The sequence below is a fragment of the Chthonomonas calidirosea T49 genome (genome assembly GCF_000427095.1).
Lineage (GTDB): Bacteria > Armatimonadota > Chthonomonadetes > Chthonomonadales > Chthonomonadaceae > Chthonomonas > Chthonomonas calidirosea.
The window spans coordinates 2,884,100-2,909,682 of record NC_021487.1 but is presented as its reverse complement, the minus strand read 5'-3'; the positions used below and the strand labels follow the sequence as shown (position 1 = coordinate 2,909,682).

Below are 25,583 nucleotides of genomic sequence, written 5' to 3'. Positions count from 1 at the left end.
GCTCCTCGTGCGCCCCAAGCCATGATGCAGTTAAGGCAGGGCAGAGCTGCTACCGCTCTGTTTTGCCTTCTTCTTAAGAGGTGGACGACGGATTGGGCCTAGCTGTACCGTCACCTCCTGTTCTACTCCGCGAGAGACGGTGATAGTCGTTGTCCCTGGATTACGAGGCGGCCCCATACTCGTCGCCGTGATGGTGTACTCTCCGGGAGAAAGCGTCTGACCTATTGGATTACTAAATACATAGTTCCCCTTTCCATCAGACTGAGTGGTGCCCGTCATTACCGGATTGCCTTTGACATCTGTAATCGTGATGTTGGCCGGTATTGCCCCACTATCGGGACTAGTGGTGTACACCTTAAGAATGAGCAGCACTTTTAATAAGCAGGGAACGGATATCACGCCCGATACAGGGGTATCAAAGTTGTGCTTTCCAGCCTCATAGCCTTCGTAAGCCCCACTCACCTCATACCTCCAGCCTTTGTTGAGCTGTAGAGTGGCCTTGCCGCTCGCATCAAAAACGAGTGGAGGAGTATCGTCTATTAGGCCGGGAGGTGGGGGTGTTGTCCAAGCTCCTTGATCGCTCAATTGTCCATATGCCGGCCAACCTGCGGGAGGAGCAATGTCCGGCGCTAACTGAAACGTTACCTCCTGCGTGAGAGGATAGCCCTGAACCCCACAATACCTCTCCAACACATCTACGCGGTATAGATTCCCAATCTCCAACAGATCCCCAGCAAAATAACCGCTTCGGTTCTGCTCCGAACGCAAATAGGCTTCGGCCGCGTCTAACAACATCTCCGTGAAACTCTTGTCTGAACACTTAAACAACTTTCGTATCTGCTCTAACAACATATTTAAATCCGTCCCCACATTCTCCGTGCGACGATAGGGAACCGCTAGAACCCCTATCACCGTCCCACTAAAATCTACATTCCAATAACCGCTCCCTAACGAATACGGCGGCAGCTCTAAACAAGATAACGCCGGTGTCGTATCTCTCGAAGATTGATCCTTTACCTCCTTGATAAGCCAATCTAGATAAACAGGATTACTCACTGGCAACATGTCTAGACCCTGGGACAATGTATCCAAGAGCACATTCCGTTTGATGTAGTTTTGGAAGGGCGGAGGTGGTAGTAGGGGTGCCTTTGTGGAGTCATCATTGACCGCATCGGCGTTGGCGGAACTCCAGCTCGTAGGAGCCCCTGCCCCACCGCCGTTTATACTTGGGATGAAGACCCCACGCCACTGGTAAGGGTTCCCCACCGGCGTGTTGCTAGCATCCGCCACATGCCCCTTCGCGCTCTCTATCACCGCAGGACGATACGGAACAAAGCCCACATTCCAATCCAACAGAACCAGCCTATCCGCCAAACCGTTGGTGGCCGCCAACGCAAACATCGGTTGCCCATCCCGTGAGCTGACCTCCAACGTCACATAGTCCACCTCCCATGGCAACTGCACCGCCCCTTTCAGTTGCCGACCATCCCGGCTCGCACTCCACCTCCTTATCAACATCCCCGTCTGTAAACTCTTCACCACCATCTGCCCCAACCGACCTTGAGAGTCGTGGAGCAGAACGGTCAAGGTGTACTGGTCATCCACAGGATAGAACCCACCCCAGTCCGCCTCTTGGGGCACCTGCATACTCACAAACTAGTAGGTCACAAAGTTGTTAAGGGAAGGGCTGATCCCAAGAGGATAGCAGGCCATATCGGTCTGCAGAGCAAAGTGACGGGGGGCTGCATGCTGGTTGGCCAGGCTCTGCCACGTTCCGGAGACCATTATGGAGACGGTGATATGGTTATCTATAGGAAGAGGAACGGGCTGAGGGGTTTTGGAGGGGGTTTTGGCGAAAGAGGAGGAGAGCACGAGAGGTGTTGTGAGGCTAGCGAGGGCGCAGGTCAGGAATTGGCGGCGCGGGATGCCGAGAGAGGGAGGGGAAGGTTGTGGGGAGCAACCGCTTACCTGAGGAACAGCCCTCCATTCTTTCTGCTGCTTTGTGTTGTAGTATCGGTTGTTGTCAGCCATTGTGCGAGTTCTCCTTGATGAGGGCTGGGGGAGGCCTCTTGGAGGAGGGTTAAGGTTAGAGAGGTCTTCCTCAGGAGCCTCAGAATGGCCACAGGGAAAGCGTTATAGGGTTTTTAAGAGAAGAGAGCGGTATAGAGTCTGCTTACTTATGGTTAGAAGTATAATATGCGAGATGTATTGTTGGCAATAGTTGGTTGAAGGAAATTTTTTGTGAGGAGCAAGCGCGTTTCCGCTGTTAGGCTGATCAGCTTTCCCTCCCAAAGTGCTAGAAAAAAGATCTCTCAAAAATCAATAATAGTGCAGCGCGCCCCAAACACTTGGGCTAGAAGAACAGAAATAACCGGCAGTCTTTGCAGACTACCGGTTTGGTATTCCAGAGACTTTTTAAAGGCGCCGCGCTAGGCCTTTATGTAGCGCATGGCTGGACGCTCGTTACGCCCTCTCCCTTTAGGGTTGATCCCACACAAATAGAGCGCCGTAGCGTATACATCGCCATGATTGGGCACCCAAGCGTCTTTTGAGGGAGTCCTTCCCGGCAGCAACTCCCCGGTAATCGGATCGTAGGCTGGGTCCATGGTGCCGTCCGGCAGAAGGGGTATCGGCATTCCGGTTTTTTGGCCTACGCCACCAAACTGTGAGTTTCCGCGAACGCCCGCACCCAAAAAAGCTGCCCCAGTGACGCGCCAATGCTGGGAGATATCCTGGTCGTAGATGAGTTTGTCTTTCTCCGCATCGCTGATATTCATCTGTTGGATGGCTCGCACATCGCCGCGAATCGTGCGTCCGAACTCGGAGGTAATGACGATCGTCGTAAGGTCGAACAGGCTCTTGCCGGTATTCTTGTAGGGTGTGCTCTTTAACAACTCGACCAACGTGTTCAACGGCTTCCAGAGGTTCTCACGCATCATGTTGGTCTGATCCGGCATGCCGATCGGGGTTCGGCGGTCTGGCCCCCAAAGGCTACGACGCGCATAGTGGCTATCGAACAGACGAATATCGCGCGACTCGATGAAGAAGCAGGTTGAAAGCCCTGCCCGCATTAGCTCATAGGCCATCATCGCCTGCACGTTTGTCGCTGGAGTGAACTTGGTGCGCGCCTTATTGCCATTCACACTGGTATAGGTGATCATCTCATCTTCGGGCTTAATGTCGAACTTCTCGCGCAGAACGGGGTCGTTGAAGAGGTTGTTGATAAGGTTCGCATCAAGCCGCTTGCCGGCCCGTGCCAAGTTGTTGTAGATGCCAAGCGCCGAATCGTAGCTGCGAACGATCTCCATGTGGTTATCGCGGGTGAGATAGGCGCTCATGTTATCTACAAAGCGCTCGATCTGGCTATTGACCACATCGGAGGAGTTCTGTTGCATTCGTATGAGGAATCGCTTTAGATTCGCTGGCGTGCCCGCATAGATGGTATGTGCCCATACCGGCCCCAGGTTCGGATAGAAACCCCTGCGCCCCGTGTACTGCTGCTCGTTCAGCTCCCCATCGGCAAGCCACCAAAACCAACCGATGTTGGGCAAAACATAGGGACGCCCGTAAACCTCGGCAAAGGCCTGCATTACATCTCGCTCGTCCGGCTGACGTTCATCGGTGAGCACAAGGTTATAGGAACCCATATGCACGTTCAAGCGTTCTCCCGAATGGAACTCGCCGGTATCCATTGAGCTAAGCACGGCCATGTAAGGAAAATGCTCTTTACCATCCTCGGCTAGATAACCATACCGAATATTGCCCTGTTTGTAGATGCCGTAGTGTGGCTCGCCAAAGTGAAGCACACGATAGAACTCATCGCTGATCCGGTCTGGTGGGAGGCGGTGGATCACGTTGTTGGGCGTCATTAGGGGGCTGAACATGTCGTAGCTTTCCCAACCGCCCTCTAGGTACCAATAGATAAGGAACCGCGGCTCATCGCCCTCCTGCGCCATCTCATGCACCATCTCCGCCGTACGCCGTGTTGTTACCGGGGCGCCATAGGCCTTGAAGTAGGCCAGGAAATCCAAAGCGCAGATGGAGGCAAGTCCCATGCCAGCACGACGCAGGAACTCCCTACGGCTGAAGAAGCCAGCATTTCCCGGATGCTCACTGGGTGCCGGACGATAGATGATCTCGTCCGACACGCGACACTCCGGTATGCGCTCAGAATGGAAATCATGCATTGCTCTATTCTCCTTTCGTCGGTTCCACCCCTTACGAACCTAGCCGTGCAACACGTGGGCTTGTGCGCTCTCTTGTCGGCTCTTCTGGGCTAGATGCAGGGGAGGGACGTACGCTCCCATTAAGATATTGCGGGCTGAGCACAATCGCCCGAATCAATCCCTCGATATCGTAGTGATTGGCCTTCTCGGTCTCCCAAAGATGGTGGTAAAGGCCTCTTTCATCTTTATCCCAGCGCATCTCACGACCGAAGTAGAACACGAAATGCGTTTGGATGATCGTGCGAATGAAGCGCTCTGTGTTGACGGCCTTCTCAGCAAAGGCCTGCATGCCCTCCCCTTTAAACGGATAGCTAGGCACCAGCTGATGATCGGTATCGTCAATCAGATTGCCCTGACTGTCACGCTCATGATAGACTCCATCGTCCGTAAAGCGCGAGCGTTGATAGGCGAGAGGCGTTAGTACCTGATGGCATGTAAAGCAGACCGTCCCTGGTGTAGTGGTCTGCACGGCAGTAATGCCCTCGCGCATCTTCACGATCGCTTCCGGTACAATGAACACATAGCCGAGGAACTTCTCAAGCACCTGGGCGGAATAGTTGAAATGCGGTAGCCCAGGTTTGCCCTCAATAAATCCTTTCATCGTTAAAACGCCGCTATGGCCATAGTAGGCCGGGCGTGGTTCGACCTTCCAATCCGGCGTCACCGTGTAATCCGCCGTGAGAATCTCCTTAAAGGGATGATGATGAAGCGCGATCCATGTCCACAATCGCACCGGCTCATCATCTGTAGGGGAACCGTGGCTCTCTAGGTACAACCGGATACGGCGGAAGTAGAAATCGGCAAACTCCTTAGAGTGCAGGTAGTTATCTACAAAAGAAGAGAGCGGGGCACCTGCATCCAACCGTGCGATTTCGGCCTGCGTGGGCGGCCGGGCCACTAAATCCTGAGCGATTTTCACCAACTGCAACCTTCGCCGTATCTTGGGGTTTGTGGTTACCGCCAACGAGAGCGGCCGGGTAAACAGGAAGTCGGGATGCTTCATTAACAGCCGGCAGAGCCCTTCCCAAGCCGCCTGTTGCGCGGACATGGGCGGCACTTGAAAGCGCAGAACAGCCGTATGGACATCCTTAATCGCTACGTGCGCTCCTCCGATCTGCTGCCAGGTATATTCGAGAGGAGAGCGCTGCAAGTTGAAGGAGGCGCTTGCATCTAACGTGATCAGGGCTCCTACATGGACGTGAGGCGGCGCAACGATGGTAAGAATGGGGGTAGAAGCTAGGGCGTGCACAGTGAGAGGCACGTGACTTGAATGCCCTTCATGCCCCGGATAGCCGAAAGCAATGTGATAGAAGACCGTCGGTTGCCACTCCTTGGGGTGCGTATCCGGCCGATAGTACAGCCGTAACTTGCCTTTTAGGGCCTCGTTATTGCCGTCGCTGAGAATATGCGGGCTAACGGCTTGATAGAACTGGCCATACTCCTCTCCCAAGGTGCTCCAGCCTTGTTGCCCATCCGCTTCGTTGCTTTTCACATAAAAGTCGGACAGCTGTGGCTGGCTTCCCTTAGGGACATCGGGCATAAAATCTACGGCGTCGGCCGCAACCAGACCGTGCGTATCTGCATTGGAGATCTCTACTCCATCGCCCTTGCCGAATTGAAAAGCGACGTCGGGGCTGAAGGCAGAATGGGTATCATCGGTCTCATCCACATAGAATGTCACTTGGCCTCGTGGCGGCAACGGAGGCAGAGGGGGTTGTGCGGACGTAGAGGGACTGTGAGAGTGAATCTCGACTAGGGTCTCGGCGGCGTTGCGTCCCTCGTAAACGGTGCGTCCATCTACCTGTTTGGTCAGCACCGGATGATAGCGCCAATCTAATGTCAACGTATATTTGCCGGTCTGAGAGACCCTCAATGGGATAGTGATCTGTCCTTCGCCTCCATCTCTATCATCCTCTTCGTAAGAGGCTATTCCGTCGCGTTCATTAAGATGCCATGCGCCTTGAGCGATGACACCAGCATCTTTCATGGAGATCATGTGGGTTGTTCCACCGGGCAGCGGCCCTGTGATCTCAAGACCGCTTACCTCAACAACACCCTGGCGCCCCTCGTTAGAGATAGTCACAAACTGGCCATCATCTCCGGCTTTTAGCAGCACAGGAGCGCCCAATGTCCAGCGGGCGAGCTTCTTATCGGGGCTTGCATGGGATGTATCGTTCTCATTAACGAGTGTCTGCTGTAGGCCGTAGGAGTCGTTTAAGACTTCAATACGCACCTGGCGCGTTGCCACATGTCCTTCAGGGTCCTTGGCTGTCAGCTGGAACTGAAGCGCATAGCTGCTTTGGGCCACTTGAGGTGCTGCACGATAGATGGCTCTTAGGAAATCGTACGACTGCTGTAACTCCATAGGGGTTGGAGGCCGAAACAACATGCGCTGATAGAGCAAGGCGATGTCATGCTGGTAAAGGGGATCGGGTTTTGGACTAGCCAACGGGGAGCGCGTTGGAATGCGTATCCCCTCAAAAGGCCCAGTATGATTGAGGTAGGCATTCGAGGCCACATCCTCTGACAGGGCATCCATGGCAGCAAGATATTCCGCGCTAGGATGGGCGCTTTCATTGAAGCTGTGCACGAAATCGGCCCCACCAAACTGGGCAATGTTCTTCTCGAACATATCTTGATTATCGCGACGCCAGTCGTCGCCAAAAATGGTCTGTATCTTGTTGCGAAGCTGGTAGTAGGTCAGAAACGTATTATCCCCGCTATCGGAAGGAATAGGGCCGTGATAGGGCATCAAGAGCGCCGGGGGGAAGTGGCTTCCATCCCCATCATCGGCCATCGTATCTTTAGGGCCGCTAGCATAGAGCTTGCTGCAGAAATCACGCAACTTGGCAATATTGGCAGCACTCCAGGCGTGACGAGGTGGAGGAGGCATTCGCGTCGCATCCGACGTAGAGCTAACGCGCGCTAGTAGGGAGGAAGGGTTATTTGGATCGAGATGACCATCCGTCAATAAGAGCTGATAAGTGGCTGCCCCATCGGGCATCAGGCGCAACTGAGAGGGATTGCTGCCCATATGGCATGGGGCACAATCCTGCTTTAAAAGCGGCCAAATCTGCTGCGTGAATATTTTCGAGTAGGCCGCGATCTTATCTGGTGTTAGTCCAGCTCCCGCTGGGGGTTTTGTCTGGGCAGTATGTTCCCCCTTGGGGCCAAACCCACACAAAGCCACCAAAGCTCCTGTCAATCCGAGACACAGAGCGTGTAGTGCTTTCTGTTTGTTCATATCCCTCTCTCCACAGAACCTATTTTCGGCGTCCGCGCCTAAAGAGCCTTATCCTTACCATTATTCTGCATTCGCTTCGCTATTTCCTAGAAGAGGAAGTTAAAGCTTAGCTCCCCTCTTAATTCGTTCCGTAGCAACCGGCCTGCCGCATCCCTCCCATCGTGGGTTACCCAGGTGGCCCCAATGGAGAAGAAGTCGTCACCACTGAGCTTGCGTTCAAAGGCGATATTGAGTTGATCCGATCGATCATAACCGATGGCGGATCCGTTTACGCCCTTGCTAAAGGAGAAGGTAAAGCTCTCTTTGGGGTCGAGCTTCTGTTGAAGGCTAAAGCCGAGCGAGCGCGTAAGCAGTTTTGTAGCCGTGTTGCGGCTTAACCGATAGAACAGCCCTACGGTTAAGTTGTCACGGAAGTCGTTTTGCAGGCTGAAATCCACCGCCGTTTCCGGAATAAACTGCCCATGTCCATCATCCGGCAAGCTTCCATAGTTGTAAACAAGGTGGGTCATAGGTGTTAATTTGGCGTCAGCCATGAACTTGCGTGTCAGGATCACCTTACCATCCAACATCGTCCAATCGCGATAATAGAAGCTTGCGTGAAGCCAACGATGCGGATTGGGGTCGGTTGCGAACGAGTAGAGTCGCGTGGTGGTGCTTTGGCCGCTTGGCAACGTCTGTCCACTGTAGTCCAAGGCAAAGGTGTTCTTCCACAGGGTCCATTCAATGTGGCCTGTCATGGTCTCGTTGATCAGTTTCCGATGGTCGTTCAAAGAGGCGTAACCCGCTTGAATAGTGAGGTTTTGTAAAGGCCCAATGCTAATCGGTTTCGTGTTTCGAATAGAGAAGTTGGCCACATCGTGCGTATTTTGGTCAGCCTTGGTATGCAGCTCATCGAACTGTGCTGCCAGCGTAATATCCTTACAAGGCTCTCCCTGAAGTCCCAATGAGACGGCACTCTTCCCGTTCTGATCGTCGGCGACAGTAGTTGTGGTATTAACTGTTAACGCTAACTGCTTTGTAGCCTGATACTTGACTCCGTACCCCTCTGTGTTTTCCACAATGACCGGTTTATCTTTCTCCACCGGGTTGTTCGCATCTGGTGAACGCCTTAGATCGGAGCGCGTGTAGTCTAGGGTGAGATACTGAGTAGGCTGCGTATGCAAGCTCATCGAGGTAAAGTCAGTGAATTTCCCATCGAGCGACGCCGCTTGCTGAACCTGATAATCTACCGCGCCCCCCGGTCCTAATTGAGTTGTATCTATATGAACGTTTTGTTGATGGATCGTCTCCCCTACGCGGCTATCGGTGAGGTTAACCCGCACTTCGTCTGAGAGCTTAAGTCCTATCCCCTTCTTCACCAACGTATTGAGGGCCACCACACGATGCTGATAGCCGTTTGCTAACCCCTTGGTAGTAGCCAAATCTCCATCATCACTGTAGGTTAGGCTAAAGTTCTGGCGTGGGGTGTAAACGAGATTATGGTGGAAGATAGCGTGGGTTAGTAGATCGAAGAGATTGGTTGCCCCATAATCGTAGGTATCTAGCGTCAGCCCCTTGATTTTATCAAGATGTAGGCTGATAGCTGCCCGACGAAAGCCGCGTTCAGAGTTGAGTAAGTTCCGGTCGGCAGCTGGCAAGGCCAAATCTGTGGCGCGTGTGAAGTACTTGTCTACGTTGGCAAAGTCGGCGTTGAGCGTAAGCCCCTGTGTCGTGAACGACAAAGTTTGATGTTGCAGTCCCGCATTCGCCATCTGCTGCGCGGTGGCTTTATCTATACCCCGCGCCCTTGTTTGAGCTAGTGTTGCGGCGACAGCGTCGGGCGTGGGAGAAAAGCCTAGAGATGTGAACGCTAGATGGGTTGTTTTGTTGATTTGCCAATTAAAGTCGAGCAGCAGGCTACGAAGGCCATATTCGTTGCCGAACTGCGCCTTTTCCACATCGGAAAGCTGCGGCAAGCGCGTAAAGTTATTGGAGATCGCTTGCTGAGTGATGCCCAGTTGAAATTGAGGCGTAGCGATGGCAAAACTTTCACGAGCAATAGCGGGAGTTGGCGCGGCAGCAAGGGACGTTGCCTTAGAGGCAGACGTGCTGCTAGCTGTCGCTGAGGTGTCTTTGATGGTAACAGCTGAGAAGGAAAGAGAGGACGCCTTGTTGCCCTTGCCCAGCTGCAAACTTGCATTGAGCAGAGTCCGCGCCAAGCCAGCCTCATGAAGGGCAGCCTGAGCGATGAGAGGCGGCGGTAGTTTGCTCAGGTCGGCCGTGGGGTCGAATTGATGCAGAATATCTAGAGCGAGATAACGTTTGTCAATATCCGGCAGCGCAGACAGCTGATCGAACGCAGCACTGGTGCGCCGATTTATGAGAGCAAAATGGAACCCACCCAGCTGTACCTCAAGGCTCTGCCGAAGCATCCCGATGTTGGGTACGCTATCGGACTTAGCTCTCAAAGCGCCAGTAAGCCGCAATGCCAACTGTGAAAAGGCGAAACGGCTCTTTGGTGAGGGATCGAGCAGTAGATGAAAACCACTTCTATCGAGGCCGTCATTGGCCACCACCTGCGCTAAATCCACCGGCGAGACGACATTTGTTGCGATCGTGGGATCATAGAGATGGTAGGTATCCAAAGCCAGTTCGGTTTTATCTGAGAGACTCAGATCGCCCAAACGGCCAAAACCTTTGGTGATCGCATTGTGGGTGTAGCCAATATCTAGCCCTTTCGTTTGCAATGAGAAGGCACTGCGATCGAAGGCCCCGCTCTTGGCCGAAATATGCTCATTCTCGAAATCAAGGCCGCCGGCGGTAGGACTTTTCTTGTTGCCTGCAAAGGCGACATTGAGTCCAAACTGCGATTCACGAAGTCCTGTTTGGTGCATCCAGTCGGCTTTTTGGGCCTCGCGCAAACCGGAGAACAGTTTGAAGTTTTGCCCTATCTGCGCGAAGTTATAGTGCACCCCCAAAAGCCCTGCATGCAGCTCGGCGGAGCGCTGTTCGATAGTGCCACTGCCATCGTCTATCCGGTTCCAGTTCAGTGCCAAAACCGATGCCGACCCGTTTTTACCCCCATTCCAGTCCAAGCCGAACCCAAGCCGCTTGATTCCGCGTTCACTCTCAAGCTGATTCAGCTGTTGCAGCATACTTTGATTGCCTTGAAATCCCTGCTTAAGGGCCGCAAACCCGTTGAACTTAGCACCTACATCTTGGTAGTTCGCAGTAAATGTGAGGCCACCCGAATGAAGCGCCAAATTTTGTAGGATAAGTTGCCCTCTTCCTGTAAGGTTGTTTGGCGGTGGAGTGCTGAAGAGGGCTTGCGGATCAAAGACAATGTTTTGGCTGCGCTGTACGTTAGAAAAATAGGCTAAACCGCTGTAGCTGCCCAAACCTCCCTTTCCAAACGCGCTGCTCAGAGAAAGGCCTTTCAGGGTGGTGTTAAAACCATGTCCGTCACTTGCCGTTAGACCGAGGAGAAGACCAAGCTGCGCGTTCGCCCCTAAGTTGAACTGCAATCCGGGGGCTATAGGGGCTACGCTTGGGCCGCTGGGCTGATCAAGATAGCGGTAGGTAGCGCTAAGGAGATCACCAGAAGGCACTGGAACCGAAAGAACCAGGGAGCCGGTGGCCGGGTCTAGCAGATAGTCCTTTCCTGGGGTTAGTTCTCTACCGTCCAGAAAGAGGTGAAGCGTATTTGGGATAACGTTGCCGTGAGAAAGCACATAGTTCCCCCCGCCACTGCCAGCCAGCCATTCATGCACGAGATGTCCGGGGTTTTCCGGGGTAGGCTGAAGAGCCGGAGGAGTAGACGGCGTGTTGGCGACAGGAATGGCAGGCACGGTCTGCGCCCGTGTGGCAGCAGGAAGGAGTACAAGAAGAGACAAAAAGGGCGAAAGGATTGCCGTGATCAAAGCGTTTCGACAATCTCTTTTCGCAGCTTTTGACACCTTCATCCTTCCTCCCTCCTCATGTTAGACGCTTCGGCAGTTCTAGAAACGGCCACTTACTAACACGATTCGGGCTTGGCGTTGCTCTGTATTTTCTATAGCGATGCGACTAAGCCCTAAATTACGCTCGGAGAGCTCGCGCTTGATAGAGGCTGTTGAGCGAAACTTAAGGGCATCGGGTGGCAGATAGGCCATGTAGGCTAACGGGGTATCCCCTTGGTTGGTCACCGGCTGCTTATCGGCCACGGGCTGAACCGTCGTGGCACTTGGAGAAGTTGTAGCGCTACTATTTGCCGTCGTAGTGGCCCCGCTCGGCTTTTGTCCTGTCGTTTGGGTTTGGCTCGACGGCGAGGAACCAGCACGTGGAGAGGCGGTATCCATCCCCGCCATATCACCGACACGATGGCTAAAAGCTGGTTGATTGATCTGATCCATGCCAGGAACCGGCGAGAAGACAGCCGCCATCTGAACCATTGTGTCGGAGGCATTGCTGGGAGTCGCTTTCGTCGGCTCCTCTATAGATGAGGATCTGTTAGTTTGAAGACTCGTCTGTCGTCGTACTGGTTGTGTGGTCTGGGCCACCTTAGAATGGTTTTCAGAGGGGAGAGAGGCAACGGTAGAGTGGCTTTGTTGTTGCGCGAAGTTCGGAGCTAGTGGATTAGAGCGCAACGGCGCGACAAGCTTGGCAATAAGCGTTTCAGCTGATCGGCTCGATGTAGCTGTCGTGGTTCTGTTCTGCAGCGGATGATGAGAAGAGGGAACTAGGCTGCGGTTGCGCCGCTGTAGAGTGGGCGTCTGTGGTAAAACAGCCACACGCGCTGATCGCCAAGAGGGACTATGAGAAGCCGGCAGGGCGCTAAACCTGAAAAAGGCTACCCACAACGCAACCGCTATAGCCAAAGCCCCACCCGACAGCACTACAGAGCCGGCGATGCGTTTGCGCATCCATAGCTCCGTTATCTGCTGACGCCATGTGCGCCGCTTCACCGTAGCAGCGAGAATGGCATCGCGTAGATGGGCTGGCGGTTCCACCTCCGACTCTTTGCGCAAAATTTGTGTGGTAGCCTCCAGCCTGGCCAGCTCTTTCTTCCACTGCGGCGACTTGGCGAGAAGGCCATGAAGTACCTCTTGTTCTTCCTGTGTCAACTCGCCATCTATATAGCTACTTAGCAGATTCCATATCCGTTCTTCGTTGAACGGTTCGAACTGCTGGTTCCCATTGGGTTCAAATTCTGTTGATTTGGGCATCTTTTGCTCCTCGAAGGGCAACATCCTCTATGTCATTTCCCTTCCGCTTGTTCGCTTAAATTGCAGAAGGGAGACCGTGTTCTTCTGTTTTCTATTTATTGAGACACCGACTAACAAGGAATGTTGCAGGTTGGAAAGGAGATGCCAAAGCACCCCTCTTTCCAACTCGAAAGAGGGGTAAGCATGGGATTGGTTAAGAAGCCCTCCATCTTCCTAGGGACGGCCTCTGATACGGCTTCTACTGATCCTCGGTTAAAATCACATCGAAATGCGGGGCCCCATTTATGGGGTTGACTTCGCCAATGAAGAACATGGTATAGGCATGTCCTGCTTGAAGAGTAACATGGCTGATGTCGCTTTGTGTTGGAATTGGGGTATTAGAGCCGGCCGCTACCACGCTGAAATCGAATGTAGAACCGGCAACCACCGATAGAGGCACATAGTTGGACGAGGAAGAGGGCGTTCCGTAGCTGATGTTGGTGAGTCCTTGTATCGGCAACCCGTTGTTCAGCAGGGTAATTCCCGCGGTTCCTGCGGTATCGGGTGCAAGGTTGATCACGCGCAGATAGGCGTTCGTTGTACCGTAGGAGATAGAAGGTACGTTGTCAATAGCGCGGAACAGGGTAGGTCCTTCGGCTCCTGTTTGCCCAACAATCCCGGCCACGATAATGGTATAGGTCCCATCGCTTTGGCCTGGAGTATGTGGACTAAGCAAGAAGGAGGCCTCCGGCGCCAAAGGAGTACCGCTGACGGCGGGTGCCGCATAGACATCGGTGTTGACTCCGGTGCCCGTAATGGCATCGCCTCCAGACACAACGGTGTAGTAGGCGCTAATCCCGCCATTTGCCGACGGCAATATCTGTCCATAAAGCAGAGGCTGTGTGTTTACAGGCATTCCCCGTTGCACGATGTTGACCCCGCCCGACGGCCCGCCGATGAGGGCATTTAACAATCGCACGCGACTCGTGGTGTTCGGCCCAGTGCCTAACCCTCCACAGCCCACAAGGACAAAGGCAAGCCCTATTCCCATTAACGTGCCCATGACCTTCCGCATGGTTTCGACTCCTTTCCAAAGGCGATATGGTGATGTACGCTAAGAATTACGCCACTTCTGCAGGGTTGTGACAAGGTAAAATATATCCCACGTTGTTCGATAACTTCTGAGAATATAAGGATAGCGAAGATGATCATAGTGATGAAAAAAGGCGCCACAAAGGAAGACGTTCACAGCGTAGAGGAGCGCATTCGGGAGTGGGGCTATAGCGCTCATACGATCTATGGAGCGGAGCGCACGGTTGTTGGAGCGGTGGGCGTGCCGGAGGCCGATAAAGCGCGCTATATGGAATCCTTGGAGGCGATGCCCTGCGTGGAAAAGGTTATCGCGATTCTGCGTCCGTACAAATTCGCCAGCCGAGAATATCATCCTGAAGGCACTGTGGTAGATGTGAATGGGATACCGGTAGGAGGGAAACAGGTAGTTATTATGGCCGGCCCTTGCACCGTGGAGACCTACGAGCAGACCTGGGAATCGGCCGTAGCCTGCCATGCGGCCGGTGCCACCATCTTAAGAGGTGGAGCTTACAAGCCCTCTACATCGCCCTACTCTTTTCAAGGGCACGGAGAGGAGGGGTTAAAAATCCTTCGGGATGTGGCAGACAAACTTGGCATGCGTGTTGTTACCGAGGTGATGGACCCACGTAATGTGGAGTTGGTGTGCCGCTATGCCGATATTCTCCAGATCGGCACGCGCAACATGCAAAACTACGATCTCCTCCGTGAGGTAGGCCGTGTGCGGACGCCCGTGCTACTAAAGCGGGGCATGTGGGCACGTATAGAGGAGTGGATGCAGGCCGCAGAATACATCCTTGTGGGCGGCAACCCAAATGTCATTCTTTGTGAGCGCGGCATTCGCACCTTTGAGACCCATACGCGTAACACACTCGATCTCTCAGCAGTGCCCGCAGTAAAAGAGCTTTCGCACCTTCCGATCATCGTGGATCCAAGTCAGGGAACCGGTAAGCGCAGCCTAGTTGAAGCGATGTCAAAAGCCGCCATCGCTGCTGGCGCCGATGGACTGCTTATCGAGGTGCATCCTCATCCCGATCAGGCGCTCAAAGATGGAGCCCAATCCCTCACCTGTGAAGGTTTTTGCAACCTTATGCGCAATCTGCGGCCGGTGGTGGAGGCAGTAGGCAGAACGCTTTAGAAAGCGAGCTGAAATCAGTTCGTAGAAGCTATCGCTCTTCGGCGAAAGAGACGCCTTAAGACGTTCACCTCCTCCATGCGAAGCCAAAGCGCCATTCCCAAATAGACCACTGTGGAGAGCGTTAAACAGACCGTAACGATAACAAAGGCCTCGAAGGTTACATGCGGTCGGTAGCCGGGGTTTATAGAGAAAGCGTACCGTTGTCTTTGCACGAAGAACCCCTGCAAGGCGTTGCGTAGCACCCAACAGACGATGCCGGCAACGCCGGAGGCCAACACGGTTCGCAGTACGGACTGCATGAGCCTATCTCCGTTGATGCCACGCAACTTTATCCGCAGCATATAGACCAATGCGAGCATATCAAGAATGGCGGTTATCGAGATGGTGAGAGCAATATTGGCTACGGCGTGAGTCTGGTCGTGACGATCGAATAGCTTGAAGAAGACCAAATTCAGCCCCACCAACACGAAAGTTACCAGCGTCCCTATGATCACGGGCGTTTTGGTGTCTTGCATGGCATAGAAACCCCGTGCGGCCACGCTAATGGCGCACCAAGCAAAAGTACCAATCGCAAAACAGCGCAGCACCGCTGCGGCGATAAGGGCATCTTCATAGCTATACTTGCCTGTTTGCAGCAAGAACTGAATGATGGGCAGCGCCAGCACATAAAGCAAGATGGAGGCCGGAACGCTCATAAAGAGAATGGCACGCAGTCCAAAGTTGACACTTGCCCTCAGGGCGGCCATCTCTTTGCGTGCCGCCTGTGCTGCCATTACTGGAAAGATAGCAATACCAGCTGCCTGACCAAAAAGGGCAATGGGTACGTGCATCAACTTATTTGCGTTCATAAGCGCGGACTGTGCTCCGTTACCGAGGTCGGAGGCAAACATCTTTCCAATAATTGTGGAGACCTGCGGCAATGCCAGCCCTAAAATGACCGGCAACATCAGCTTAAACACCTGAATGACGCCGGGATGGCGCAGATACCGCAGCAGATTTTTGGTTACAAGATAGCCGCCGGTAGCCCGCACAAAAATCCATTGCAGCACGAAATTCCCGAAGAAGGCTCCTCCCACCGCCCCCCAGCAAAGCCCTGCTACCCCATAGCGTTTGGTGAGAAAGAGCCCTCCAAAGATGATTCCAACATTGTAGAGAATAGGGCCGAGGATCTGTCCACTAAAGATATTGCGCGCGGTAAGCGTGCCCATCATAAGTCCGCCGAGAAAGAAACAGAGCTGAGCGGGCAGAAGGATCCGGGTAAGGCGCACGGTATCCTCTACTTTATGCGGGATGTGCGCAAAACCAGGATTTGTTAGCAGCACCAGCGTTGGCGCGAAAATTTCGCCCAACACAATAAGTACCCCAATGAAAACTGTCATCACAAACAACACAACACTGAAGATGCGCCAGGCCTCACGCTCTCTGCCGGTATGGATGTACTCGCTGAAGACGGGGATAAAAGCGCTTGAAATAGCTCCTCCCGCGATGAGAAAAAAGATGAGATCGGGTATTGTAAAAGAGCCATTATAGATGTCGGTATAGTACTGTTGTCCAAACTGATGCGCGATGACGCGCTCTCGGATGAAGCCGGCGATTCGGCTGCCGAGCAGACCCACCATCATGATCAGCGTATTGGAGGTGAGTCGACGGCTGTGGTAGGAGGCCGTGGTGATGCCGGCGCTCTGAGAAGGTGTTGTTGACGACATGGCGGAATTATACCAGAGAAGCGCAACCTCTTTAACTTAAGCAGGATGAGGCCCTTATAACACGAAGCGATGGTTCAAGATAACGACAATCAGGCTAAGCAACTTCCTCCAGGTCCCCCTCTTGCACCCGGTGCCATTTGTGCCCGATGCGGCCATACAGACGTTATCCCCTTCCCCACTTTTTCGATAGGCTCTGGGATCAGCCGGCGTCCATGGGCGGAAGACGTCTTCTGTCGCCGCTGTGGGCATATTGGGCTACCACGATTTCCAGACGATTCTTCTCAAAACTATACCCAAGACATCAACAAAGAATCGGGGTGACAGGTCTCGAACCTGCGACCTCATGCTCCCAAAGCATGCGCTCTTCCAACTGAGCTACACCCCGCTCTGCACGCACTATTATACCCCATCGGGCTTCCTATCTTCTCAGTGCCGCCGACGTCTTATGTGCGAAGCGGTTAAAGAGCAACACGATGAACGATTTTTTGGTTTCTAAAGCGGCACCTATCCGTAGGCTACGGTGTTGACAACGAACACAATAGGGGTCAGAAATACGGGAGCGCTCCTTGATTAAAAGAATCGCGGATCAAGGAACACTCCACTGGCCACAAGATAGACATAGAGGTCGGCACACATAACGGTCACCAAACTTATCCAGAAAAACTGACCATGGTATTCGTTGAGCCAGCTCACCCATCGCCACGTTTTATAGCGCCAGCCGGCTTTAGAAAACCAGTTTACTGCCCCTCCAATGAGATGGCGAAAGGCGTGACAAGAGAAGGTGTAGAGGGTTAGCGCAAGAGTATCTATGAGAAAGATAAGCGTGCCTAAGCCGGCTCCTACGTGCACCTGCCCAGCCTCGGTATAAAAGAAAGCGTTATAGAGGTGCCACCAATGAAAGCCCACTAGGATCACGGCAATGTAGAAGGTGTAGCGATGGAGATTGAAGATCTTAGTAGGCCAGCGTGTCTCGCCAGTGTAGTGACGGTGCTTAAACAGTTCGCGCACGGCACAAGCGCCGGGGTCTTGAAAGAAGGCGCGATAGTAGACACGACGGCAAAAATAGCAGGAGAGGCGGAAAGCCAGAGGCAAGATCATCACGTAGAGCGCTGCGGAGATAGGCCAAGCCCCTATTCGAAGGTGAACGGGGATATAGGGGGAGTAGAAAGGCGACCAATAGTGAGGCTGAAGCCGCATTGGTGCCAGCCATGGAAAGTTTTCTCCCTCGTTGTAGGTGGCAAAATAGCGGCCCATGAAGGCGCGAATGGTAGCATAAATTATGAAGACAACGAGCACCACAATCGTTGTCGTAGGGGCCAACCAGTAGGCGTCTTTACGTGGGTTCTCGATAACTGGCGTGCGTGCTTCTTTTGTTTCTGGCGTAGTGTAAGTTGCCATATCGCTTTTTCCTCGACATCGAAAATCGCATTTTAGAAAGCCGCCACAGCAGCTTCTCTCTTTACTACGCTATAATAGCACAGAATGGAAATGTAAGAAAATGAAATTTTTCAATAGAAACTATTAGAAAAGCTTATCTCTGCTTCTTCTACGCTTTTCCTACCTTCGCCGTAAGCGACGAATAAGCTGCGTTATCCCATCCGCCGCACTGCCTCGCACGCGGTAGAACAGTATCGCCAGATCGTCGAGAATCGAGTAGATAACCGGTGTCGCCAGCAGGGTGAGCAACAGGGAAAGCGTCTGCCCTCCCATAACCGTGTAGCCGATATCTTTATTGGTCTCTGCTCCCGCTCCCTTTGAGAGCACCAAAGGAATAAGCCCTGCCACAAACGCGATGGTCGTCATGAGAATAGGGCGTAGTCGATCGCGGTTGGCCTGTATGATGGCATCGAATCGGTTCATACCGCGGGCACGCAGCTGGTTGGTGTGGTCAATTTGGAGAATGCCGTTCTTTTTAACCACACCAAACAGCACTAGGATGCCCAAAATCGAAAAGATATTCACGGTACGATGGAAGAGGTAGATCGAGAGGAAGGCGAATGGCGCCGTAAGCGGCAGCGCGCTCATGATGGCAATCGGATAGACCCACGATTCAAACTGTGCGGCCAAAATGAGGTACATAAAGATAATGGCTAAGAGGAAGGCGACCACAAACGCCTTAAAGGCTCGGATCAGCTCGCGTGACGTGCCGAACGGAATGATTCGGTATTGAGGCGGAAGATGCATCTGATCGAACATCTTCACGATCTGGGCGCCTATCGCCTGCTGCGAATAGCCCGGCAGAATATTACAGGTGATCAGCACATTTCGCTGGCGATTGAGGCGGTTGATCTGCGCCGGCCCCGTCGTCTGCACCAGATGCACCACCTGATCGAGGGGCACGCTGCCCACTGTGGTGGAAGGAACCGTTAGCTGCTTAAGAATCTCCGGATTATCGCGGTATTGCAAAGCGGCTCGCATGTGCACCTCATACTGCTCACCGCCCTCAAAGTAGTCGGTTACCTGCTGATCGCCCACCAGAAGGTGCAGTGTATTGGCCAAATCGGCCACGGATACCCCCAAGTCGGCAGCACGTTGTCTGTCGATGACAACGTCTATTTCCGGCACACCGAGAACGAGGGAGGTATCGGCATCCACGACACCCGGGATTTTCTTCAACCTAGTTAGAATCTGCTGCGAGTATTGCGCCAATAGATTAAGATCGGGGCCTGATAGCGAGTAGGTGATAGCTGCTTGCGGCGCTCCCGAAGAGAAAGCCGGAATGGGGCCTGCGGTGGCGCGAATGTTGCCATATTTCGGAAGAATCTCAGTCCGCACCATCTGCTGAACGTCCTGTTGGGTATAACCGTCGGTTCGATCCTCCACCTGTTTCATTTGAACATAAATAGAGGCAAGATTTTGGGTTTTCTGTGGGTTATCACCGATGGTAACCACCGCATACTCGACATCCGGCAGCTTCAGCGTCTCACGCGCGATTCGGTCGGCGAGCGCCTGTGTGGCCACGAGGCTTGTGCCTTCAGGAGCGCGAACGGAGATTTGAAACTGGGATTGATCGTTATCTGGCAAAAAGTTTTTAGGAACTAGGGGTACTACGATCGCCATGCTCATCAGAGAAAGAAGACAGGCGATCAACACAAAGATGCGGTGCCATCCCCATTTACCGCCTAAACACCATTTAAGAATAGCCGTATAGGTGGTATCTATCCAATGGAAAAATCCACGCTGTTTTGAGGTTGCCACTAGGCGCTTCTCGGTCGGCTCTTCCTCACCCGGCACGCCAACAGGCATCCATTCTGGAGCATCTGTGCCACCAGGCAGGCCTCGCGGTTTTAGCCATCGCGAGGCCAACATGGGGGTGAGGCTGAAGGAGACAAAGAGCGATACAAGGATAGAGAAGGCCATGGTAAGGCCAAAAGATTTTAAGAAGCGCCCAGTGATGCCCGTCATAAAGGCGATCGGCAGAAAGATAGCCACCAGAGATAAAGTCGTCGCAAGTACGGCTAAGCCGATCTCGCGCGTAGCCTCGATGGCAGCCTCGAAGGGGCGCATCCCCTTCTCTTCGATAAACCGATAGATATTTTCCAAAACCACAATCGCATCGTCAATCACGATGCCAACGGCCAAAGTAAGCCCAAGTAGTGTGAGCAGGTTAAGGGTAAAGCCCATCGCATAAAGCAGCACAAAAGTGCTGATGATAGAGGCCGGGATGGCCAAACCGGAGATGATCGTCGTGCGAAAGTTCCATAAAAACACTAACACCACCAGAGCCGCAAGCAGACTACCGAGTTTCAGATGCGACATCACCTCTCTGGTAGAGGCAAGAATATAGGTGGACTGATCGCGCACAATGCGGATGTTGTAGCCGGGGGGCAATGTGGGGCGGATCTCCGCCAATCGCTGCTTTACCGCTTGCACGGTCGCCACCGTATTCAGCCCTGACTGCTTGCGAATAGAGAGAAGCACGGTGGGAATGGGATGTGAAACTCCGGGCTCTACCAAATCGGCCACTGTGCTCGGCTCTTCCGTGCCATCCACCACCTGGGCGACGTCTCCCACATGAATAAAGGAGCCTCCAGGCCCTTTGGCGATGACAATGTCGCTAAACTGCTGCGGGCTTGTTACGCGCCCGAGTGTGCGTACGGTGAGCTTGACGGCCCCTTCATCTACATCACCGCCCGGCGTTTGCAGGTTCTGAGCTTGTAGAGCCCGTTCCACATCCAAGGCGGTAAGGCCATAAGAGCGCAGTTTATAGGGGTTCAAATAGATATTGATCTGGCGCTTGCGCGTACCCAACAACGTCACCTGCCCTACGCCATCTATCGACTCGATTTGGCGGCGCAGCACCTTGTCGGCATATTCGCTGATGTTACGAATGTTATCCGGCGCAGAGAGCGCTAACTGAAGAATGGGCGCAGCATCGGGGTCTACTTTGTCAATAACCGGCGGCTTTATATCGGAGGGAAGGTCGGGCAAAACCTCGTTGACCTTGGCGCGCACCTCCTCCACAGCGACGTCTATATCTTTCTCGAGCACGAAGGTGACGATAACCTGCCCTACCCCATCATAAGAGACCGAGCTGAGGCTATCTATACCGCTGATGGTATTCACCGCCTCTTCAATCTTATCCACCACATCGGTCTCGATCTCCTGAGGAGAGGCACCCTGCTCTGTCACGGTAACGGTGACCACGGGGAAGTCCACTTTGGGAAAGAGATCCACTTGCAGTTGGGTATAGCCGTAGATACCCACTACCACAAGAACAAGGACGAGCACGGTGGCAAACACCGGTCGCCGCACGCAGACTTCCGCTAGCCACTGCATAGTTCGGTCACCTCATGCTGAAACAGATATTTGCGTTAAATCCTTTGGATTTCCTTAGCATTATAGCTCAAAAAAGATTCCTTACAGCACCTTGTTATTTGGAAGGAATATTTCCTCTGAATACGCACAGGCCGCAAGAGAGGTTTCAGATATCCAACACACCGTGTGGGCCGTTTGTTTGAGGCACTTTTACTCTAGCGCTTTGCGCGCGGGAAGTTTGTCTGGCCAATCGTCTGCAGAACCGCATGTCTAACGGCCCTTTCTCCCAGACTAGGAGAAAGAAGGGATAGGGCAAAACAAGTAGTTGACGCCCTTCCAGCAGATAGAGTAGACTTTACCCTACGTAGATTCCGTTTTTGAAAGTGAGACCTTACTTTCAATGAAAACCTATCATGTGGCCATTGTGGGCGCCACGGGAGCTGTAGGTACAGAGCTGTTGCGGCTTTTAGAGGTACGTGAGTTTCCGGTAGCCTCGTTGCGCCTGCTCGCCTCGGAGCGCTCGGCAGGTCGGACGCTCCCATTCCGCGGTCAATCGCTTGTGGTAGAACGGCTTGACGCAAACGCCTTCGAGAACGTAGATATCGCCTTTTTCTCTGCCGGAGCCTCTCGAAGCCGCGACTTTGCTCCTCTTGCGGTTCGCTCCGGTGCTCTTGTCATTGACAACTCCTCTGCCTTTCGAATGGACCCAGCCGTGCCTCTTGTTGTGCCCGAGATCAACCCTGAAGACATCTGCCTACACAAAGGTATCATCGCCAATCCTAACTGCTCGACCATCATCCTCTTGATGGCGCTTGCTCCTCTACGCAAACTCGCTCCCATCCGTCGCGTTGTGGTATCCACCTATCAAGCGGCAAGCGGCGCCGGTGCCCAAGCCATGGCCGAGCTTATCGAACAGACCGGAGACGTGCTTCGGGAAAAACCCATTGTTCCGCGTGTGTTTCCCTACCCCATTGCCTTCAACCTCTTTTGTCACAACACAAAAATAGACGAGACGGGCTACAACGAGGAAGAGCGCAAGATGATCTTCGAATCGCGCAAAATTCTCCACGACCCTCACCTTAAAGTCACCGCAACCTGCGTGCGGGTGCCCGTGGTGCGCGCGCACTCGGAAAGCGTCAATGTGGAGTTTGCTCCAGGAACGCGCCCTTCACTTGAGGAAGCAAGAAAAGCGTTGGAGGCCTTCCCCGGTGTAGCCCTCGTGGATAACCGTGAGGCAAACCACTTCCCTATGCCCATCGAAGCCAGCGGCCGAGACGAGGTACTTGTTGGTCGGCTGCGTTACGACCTATCAAATGAGAACGCCATAGACCTCTTTGTCTCCGGCGACCAGATTTTGAAGGGGGCTGCGCTTAACGCTCTACAAATAGCGGAATGGTGGATTAAGGAGGGTTCTCAACATGCATAGTGCGCGATTTGGTCAAGTGCTTACCGCCATGGTGACCCCCTTCGATAGCCATGGGGCCATTGATGATGCCGCCGTAGAGCGCCTTGTAGATTACCTTTTTGAAAACGGTTCTGATGGCCTCGTGGTGGCTGGTACAACGGGCGAGTCGCCCACGCTAAGTCATGAGGAGAAGCTGCATCTGTTTCGTCTGGTGAAACGCTGTGCGCGCGGCCGTGGGCCGGTCATCGCCGGCACCGGTACCAACGACACCCGCACCTCTATTCGATTGACCCGTGAGGCCGCAGAGATCGGAGTGGATGGTGCTCTACTTGTCGTTCCGCCCTATAACCGTCCTTCACAAGAGGGACTTTACCAACATTTTCGCGCCATCGCCGAAAGCGTGCCCGGCCTCCCTTGCTTGCTCTACAATGTGCCAACCCGCACCGCCCAGAACATCGAGGCGGCCACCACCTTGCGGCTCGCCCACGATGTGCCGAACATTGTAGGCATTAAAGAGGCGTCGGGTAATCTGCTGCAATGCACCGAGATCGCCGCGAATGCGCCGCAGGGGTTCTCCCTCTATAGCGGCGAGGATGGCATCACACTGCCTATGCTTTCGGTGGGTGCAGGGGGCGTGATCAGCGTAACATCGCATTTGGTAGGACGAGATCTTAAAGCGATGCATCAGGCCTTCTTTGAGGGGCGCTATGCAGAGGCCGCACGTCTCCATGCGAAAATGCTGCCCATTGCTCGGGCCTGTTTCCAGCCTACCACCCCAAGCCCGGCTCCCCTCAAAGCGGCTCTAGCGATGCTTGGTCTGCCGGTGGGAGGGTTGCGTCTTCCTCTTGTGGAGGCCAACGATAGGGAGCGCGCTGTGATACGTGACGCGATGGAGCAGTATGGTCTGCTTCCCTAATTTCGCTCTGCGTGATGAAAGTAAAACGGTTTATCAAACAAAGAGAGGAGAGCTAACTTGAAAATCGCTGTGCAACTTGGACTTCTGCCCGGAGAAACGGTTGCCGACAAGGCCAAATGGGCCAAAGACCATGGAGTAGACGGCATCGAGCTAGGCGCTTGGGGTGGCTTGAACCAGATGCGTCGGGAGGCTGAACAGATCAACGGCATCGTCCCCATCTCCAGCGTCTGTGGAAACGCCGATCTCGATGGCCATGCGAGCTTCGATTTTCTCGATCCCGACCCCAACAAACGGCGAAAAAGCATCGAAGGCAGCAAGGCCATTCTAGCTTTTTGCGGAGAGGTGGGAGCAGCAGGTCAGATATGCCCGCCCATTTTCGGAGGGCCGCGTGTGCCCGACCTCTCGCCCGTAATGACCCCTCTGGAGATCGAGGATAAACTGATGGTGGCTATCTGTCGAGAGATCGGCCCCTTTGCCGCCGCCCACAACACTCTCTTTCTCCTTGAGCCGCTCAATCGCTATGAGCAGCACTATCTGCGCCGTCAGAGCGATGGGGTGCGGGTTATTGAGGAGGCAAACGTCGAAGGCATCGCGCTTCTTAGCGACTTTTTCCACATGCATATCGAGGAGACCAACACGCCCCAGGCCTTTCGAGAGGCCGGCAAGCATGTCGCCCATATCCATCTCGCCGATAACACGCGTATGGAGCCAGGCACCGGAGACATAGACTTTGTGGCCGCTTTCAAGGTGCTACTCGATATCGGCTTTACTGGTTATATGGCCTACGAATGCGGCATAACCGGCAGTACTCCACAGGAGAAGGCACAAAACTTGGCGAAAAGCCTAGATTATGTAAGAAACTGCATTGAACAAGCAAAAAAATCGTGAAGGAGTAAGGACATGTATCGCTGTATCCTCGCAGGGTTGGGAGGACAGGGCCTTTTTTGGCTGCGTGAGGTGCGCAAGCGCAACGACTGTGAAATCGTTGCCTATGTAGAGCCGTCCTCCGCGAACCAACAGCGCGCGATTGAGCAGCACGGTGTTCCCAAGGAGCGCCTTTTCGCCTCCCTCGACGATGCGCTCGAAAAGGTTCAAGCCGATTTCGTGCTCGATGTTACGCCTCCAGCCGTCCACCACGTTATTGCCGAAAAAGCGTTTGCTGCCGGCCTCCACGTTTTAGAAGAAAAGCCCCTCAGCGACAACTACGCCACGGCAAAGCGAGTGGTAGAACAGGGCTTAAAGCACGGATGCAAGCACATGATCACGCAAAACTATCGTTTCGGTAGTTTCCCCCGCACCACCCGACGCCTGCTTGCTGAAGGCAAGATCGGTAAACCGGGGCAGTGCGATATTCGGTTCTACATACCATGGGCCGACATTCCCGGCTCCCACTATGTCACGCAACCCTACATGCTCATCAACGACATGATGGTGCACCACTTTGACATGCTTCGCTATGTACTTGGCACCGAACCGGAGAGCGTACAGGCCATCACTTGGAACCACCCTTGGGGCTGGCATAAGGGAGATGCGGCGCATTCCATTGTCTTCTTCTATCCCGACGGCCTCATTGCCACCCATGTCGCCTGCGGCTGCGCCGTTGGCTCGCAAACCGGATGGAACGGGGACTGGCGCATCGAAGGCCCGAAAGGCAGCATAGATTGGGACAAACACCAGATGACCTACTCTCATCTGCATCGCGTGGAACAGCCAGTGCAAGAAAAGATCGAGCCTTTGGAGGTGCCGCCTGCTCACCAGGCGATTCTCGATGAGTTCTTCACGGCCATACGCGAAGACCGCGATCCGGAGTGCAGCGCTGCCGATAACCTGAAATCGCTGGCTATGGTGTTTGCAGCCATCAAGAGCGCCCAAGAGGGACGTAAAGTAAGTCTTAAAGAGATCGGCTAATCCTACGGGAGAGCTATTGTAAAAATGCGTG

The 25,583-nt window shown here is 53.7% G+C and carries 16 protein-coding genes and 1 tRNA gene; 6 read left to right on the top strand and 11 right to left on the bottom strand.

Features of this window, described 5'->3' with window-relative positions:
* Positions 1–30 precede the first annotated feature (30 nt).
* The 7 genes from CCALI_RS12240 to CCALI_RS12210 all read right to left on the bottom strand — a co-directional run bounded on the left by CCALI_RS12240 (position 31) and on the right by CCALI_RS12210 (position 13,707).
* Positions 31–1,641: a carboxypeptidase-like regulatory domain-containing protein gene (locus CCALI_RS12240; protein WP_156415931.1), complete on the bottom strand. Its 1,611-nt coding sequence runs from the start codon at positions 1,639–1,641 to the stop codon at positions 31–33.
* A gap of 15 nt (positions 1,642–1,656) precedes the next feature.
* Positions 1,657–2,031, bottom strand: a complete 375-nt coding sequence (locus CCALI_RS12235; RefSeq protein WP_016483788.1) for a hypothetical protein — start codon at positions 2,029–2,031, stop codon at positions 1,657–1,659.
* A gap of 398 nt (positions 2,032–2,429) precedes the next feature.
* A complete protein-coding gene (locus CCALI_RS12230; RefSeq protein WP_016483787.1) occupies positions 2,430–4,187 on the bottom strand; it encodes a DUF1501 domain-containing protein in 1,758 nt (585 codons plus the stop codon).
* 31 nt (positions 4,188–4,218) lie between these two features.
* The gene (locus CCALI_RS12225; protein ID WP_016483786.1) at positions 4,219–7,470 is read right to left on the bottom strand and encodes a hypothetical protein; all 3,252 of its coding nucleotides are present in this window, start codon (positions 7,468–7,470) and stop codon (positions 4,219–4,221) included.
* Positions 7,471–7,556: 86 nt separating this feature from the next.
* Positions 7,557–11,369: a hypothetical protein gene (locus CCALI_RS12220; protein ID WP_156415932.1), complete on the bottom strand. Its 3,813-nt coding sequence runs from the start codon at positions 11,367–11,369 to the stop codon at positions 7,557–7,559.
* 78 nt (positions 11,370–11,447) lie between these two features.
* A complete protein-coding gene (locus tag CCALI_RS12215) occupies positions 11,448–12,653 on the bottom strand; it encodes an anti-sigma factor family protein (RefSeq protein ID WP_016483784.1) in 1,206 nt (401 codons plus the stop codon).
* Between the two features lie 238 nt (positions 12,654–12,891).
* A complete protein-coding gene (locus CCALI_RS12210) occupies positions 12,892–13,707 on the bottom strand; it encodes a DUF4397 domain-containing protein (RefSeq protein ID WP_016483783.1) in 816 nt (271 codons plus the stop codon).
* Positions 13,708–13,836: 129 nt separating this feature from the next.
* Between CCALI_RS12210 and aroF the strand changes: the two genes are divergently transcribed.
* Positions 13,837–14,859, top strand: a complete 1,023-nt coding sequence (gene aroF / locus CCALI_RS12205; RefSeq protein ID WP_016483782.1) for a 3-deoxy-7-phosphoheptulonate synthase — start codon at positions 13,837–13,839, stop codon at positions 14,857–14,859.
* 14 nt (positions 14,860–14,873) lie between these two features.
* Here the strand turns inward: aroF and murJ are convergent, their stop codons facing one another.
* Positions 14,874–16,565 carry a murein biosynthesis integral membrane protein MurJ gene (gene murJ / locus CCALI_RS12200; RefSeq protein ID WP_016483781.1) on the bottom strand — a complete coding sequence of 564 codons (1,692 nt, stop codon included), beginning with the start codon at positions 16,563–16,565 and terminating at the stop codon, positions 14,874–14,876.
* Between the two features lie 69 nt (positions 16,566–16,634).
* Here murJ and CCALI_RS16225 point away from each other — a divergent pair, with 69 nt between their 5' ends.
* Positions 16,635–16,886 (top strand): hypothetical protein, encoded by a 252-nt coding sequence (locus tag CCALI_RS16225; protein WP_155850553.1) that lies wholly within the window; start codon positions 16,635–16,637, stop codon positions 16,884–16,886.
* On the opposite strand, the gene CCALI_RS12195 is transcribed toward CCALI_RS16225, so the two are convergent.
* The 3 genes from CCALI_RS12195 to CCALI_RS12185 form a co-directional block, all read right to left on the bottom strand.
* Positions 16,878–16,950, bottom strand: a tRNA-Pro gene (locus CCALI_RS12195). The genes CCALI_RS16225 and CCALI_RS12195 overlap by 9 nt on opposite strands.
* A 185-nt stretch (positions 16,951–17,135) precedes the next feature.
* Positions 17,136–17,963, bottom strand: coding sequence for a hypothetical protein (locus CCALI_RS12190; RefSeq protein ID WP_016483780.1), 828 nt, complete (start codon positions 17,961–17,963; stop codon positions 17,136–17,138).
* Between the two features lie 159 nt (positions 17,964–18,122).
* Positions 18,123–21,344, bottom strand: a complete 3,222-nt coding sequence (locus tag CCALI_RS12185; RefSeq protein ID WP_016483779.1) for an efflux RND transporter permease subunit — start codon at positions 21,342–21,344, stop codon at positions 18,123–18,125.
* A gap of 379 nt (positions 21,345–21,723) precedes the next feature.
* On the opposite strand from CCALI_RS12185, the gene CCALI_RS12180 reads away from it, so the two are divergent.
* From CCALI_RS12180 to CCALI_RS12165, 4 genes are read left to right on the top strand one after another with little or no spacing between them, the layout of a single operon-like run.
* Complete coding sequence (locus CCALI_RS12180; protein ID WP_016483778.1) at positions 21,724–22,749, top strand: aspartate-semialdehyde dehydrogenase; 1,026 nt, start codon at positions 21,724–21,726, stop codon at positions 22,747–22,749.
* Positions 22,742–23,644 (top strand): 4-hydroxy-tetrahydrodipicolinate synthase, encoded by a 903-nt coding sequence (dapA, locus tag CCALI_RS12175; RefSeq protein ID WP_016483777.1) that lies wholly within the window; start codon positions 22,742–22,744, stop codon positions 23,642–23,644. The genes CCALI_RS12180 and dapA overlap by 8 nt, the downstream gene beginning before the upstream one ends.
* A gap of 57 nt (positions 23,645–23,701) precedes the next feature.
* Entirely contained in the window at positions 23,702–24,532 is an 831-nt protein-coding gene (locus tag CCALI_RS12170; RefSeq protein WP_016483776.1) for a sugar phosphate isomerase/epimerase family protein, read from the top strand.
* 12 nt (positions 24,533–24,544) lie between these two features.
* Entirely contained in the window at positions 24,545–25,552 is a 1,008-nt protein-coding gene (locus CCALI_RS12165) for a Gfo/Idh/MocA family protein (RefSeq protein ID WP_016483775.1), read from the top strand.
* The last annotated feature ends 31 nt before the right edge of the window (positions 25,553–25,583 follow it).

What these genes read in the sequence shown, in the direction of transcription:
- CCALI_RS16225 (WP_155850553.1), top strand. Translation starts at nt 16,635, where the DNA reads ATGGTTCAAGATAACGACAATCAGGCTAAGCAACTTCCTCCAGGTCCC.
- CCALI_RS12180 (WP_016483778.1), top strand. Translation starts at nt 21,724, where the DNA reads ATGAAAACCTATCATGTGGCCATTGTGGGCGCCACGGGAGCTGTAGGT.
- CCALI_RS12230 (WP_016483787.1), bottom strand. Translation starts at nt 4,187, where the DNA reads ATGCATGATTTCCATTCTGAGCGCATACCGGAGTGTCGCGTGTCGGAC.
- CCALI_RS12185 (WP_016483779.1), bottom strand. Translation starts at nt 21,344, where the DNA reads ATGCAGTGGCTAGCGGAAGTCTGCGTGCGGCGACCGGTGTTTGCCACC.
- murJ (WP_016483781.1), bottom strand. Translation starts at nt 16,565, where the DNA reads ATGTCGTCAACAACACCTTCTCAGAGCGCCGGCATCACCACGGCCTCC.
- CCALI_RS12165 (WP_016483775.1), top strand. Translation starts at nt 24,545, where the DNA reads ATGTATCGCTGTATCCTCGCAGGGTTGGGAGGACAGGGCCTTTTTTGG.
- CCALI_RS12210 (WP_016483783.1), bottom strand. Translation starts at nt 13,707, where the DNA reads ATGCGGAAGGTCATGGGCACGTTAATGGGAATAGGGCTTGCCTTTGTC.
- aroF (WP_016483782.1), top strand. Translation starts at nt 13,837, where the DNA reads ATGATCATAGTGATGAAAAAAGGCGCCACAAAGGAAGACGTTCACAGC.
- dapA (WP_016483777.1), top strand. Translation starts at nt 22,742, where the DNA reads ATGCATAGTGCGCGATTTGGTCAAGTGCTTACCGCCATGGTGACCCCC.
- CCALI_RS12215 (WP_016483784.1), bottom strand. Translation starts at nt 12,653, where the DNA reads ATGCCCAAATCAACAGAATTTGAACCCAATGGGAACCAGCAGTTCGAA.
- CCALI_RS12225 (WP_016483786.1), bottom strand. Translation starts at nt 7,470, where the DNA reads ATGAACAAACAGAAAGCACTACACGCTCTGTGTCTCGGATTGACAGGA.
- CCALI_RS12235 (WP_016483788.1), bottom strand. Translation starts at nt 2,031, where the DNA reads ATGGCTGACAACAACCGATACTACAACACAAAGCAGCAGAAAGAATGG.
- CCALI_RS12190 (WP_016483780.1), bottom strand. Translation starts at nt 17,963, where the DNA reads ATGGCAACTTACACTACGCCAGAAACAAAAGAAGCACGCACGCCAGTT.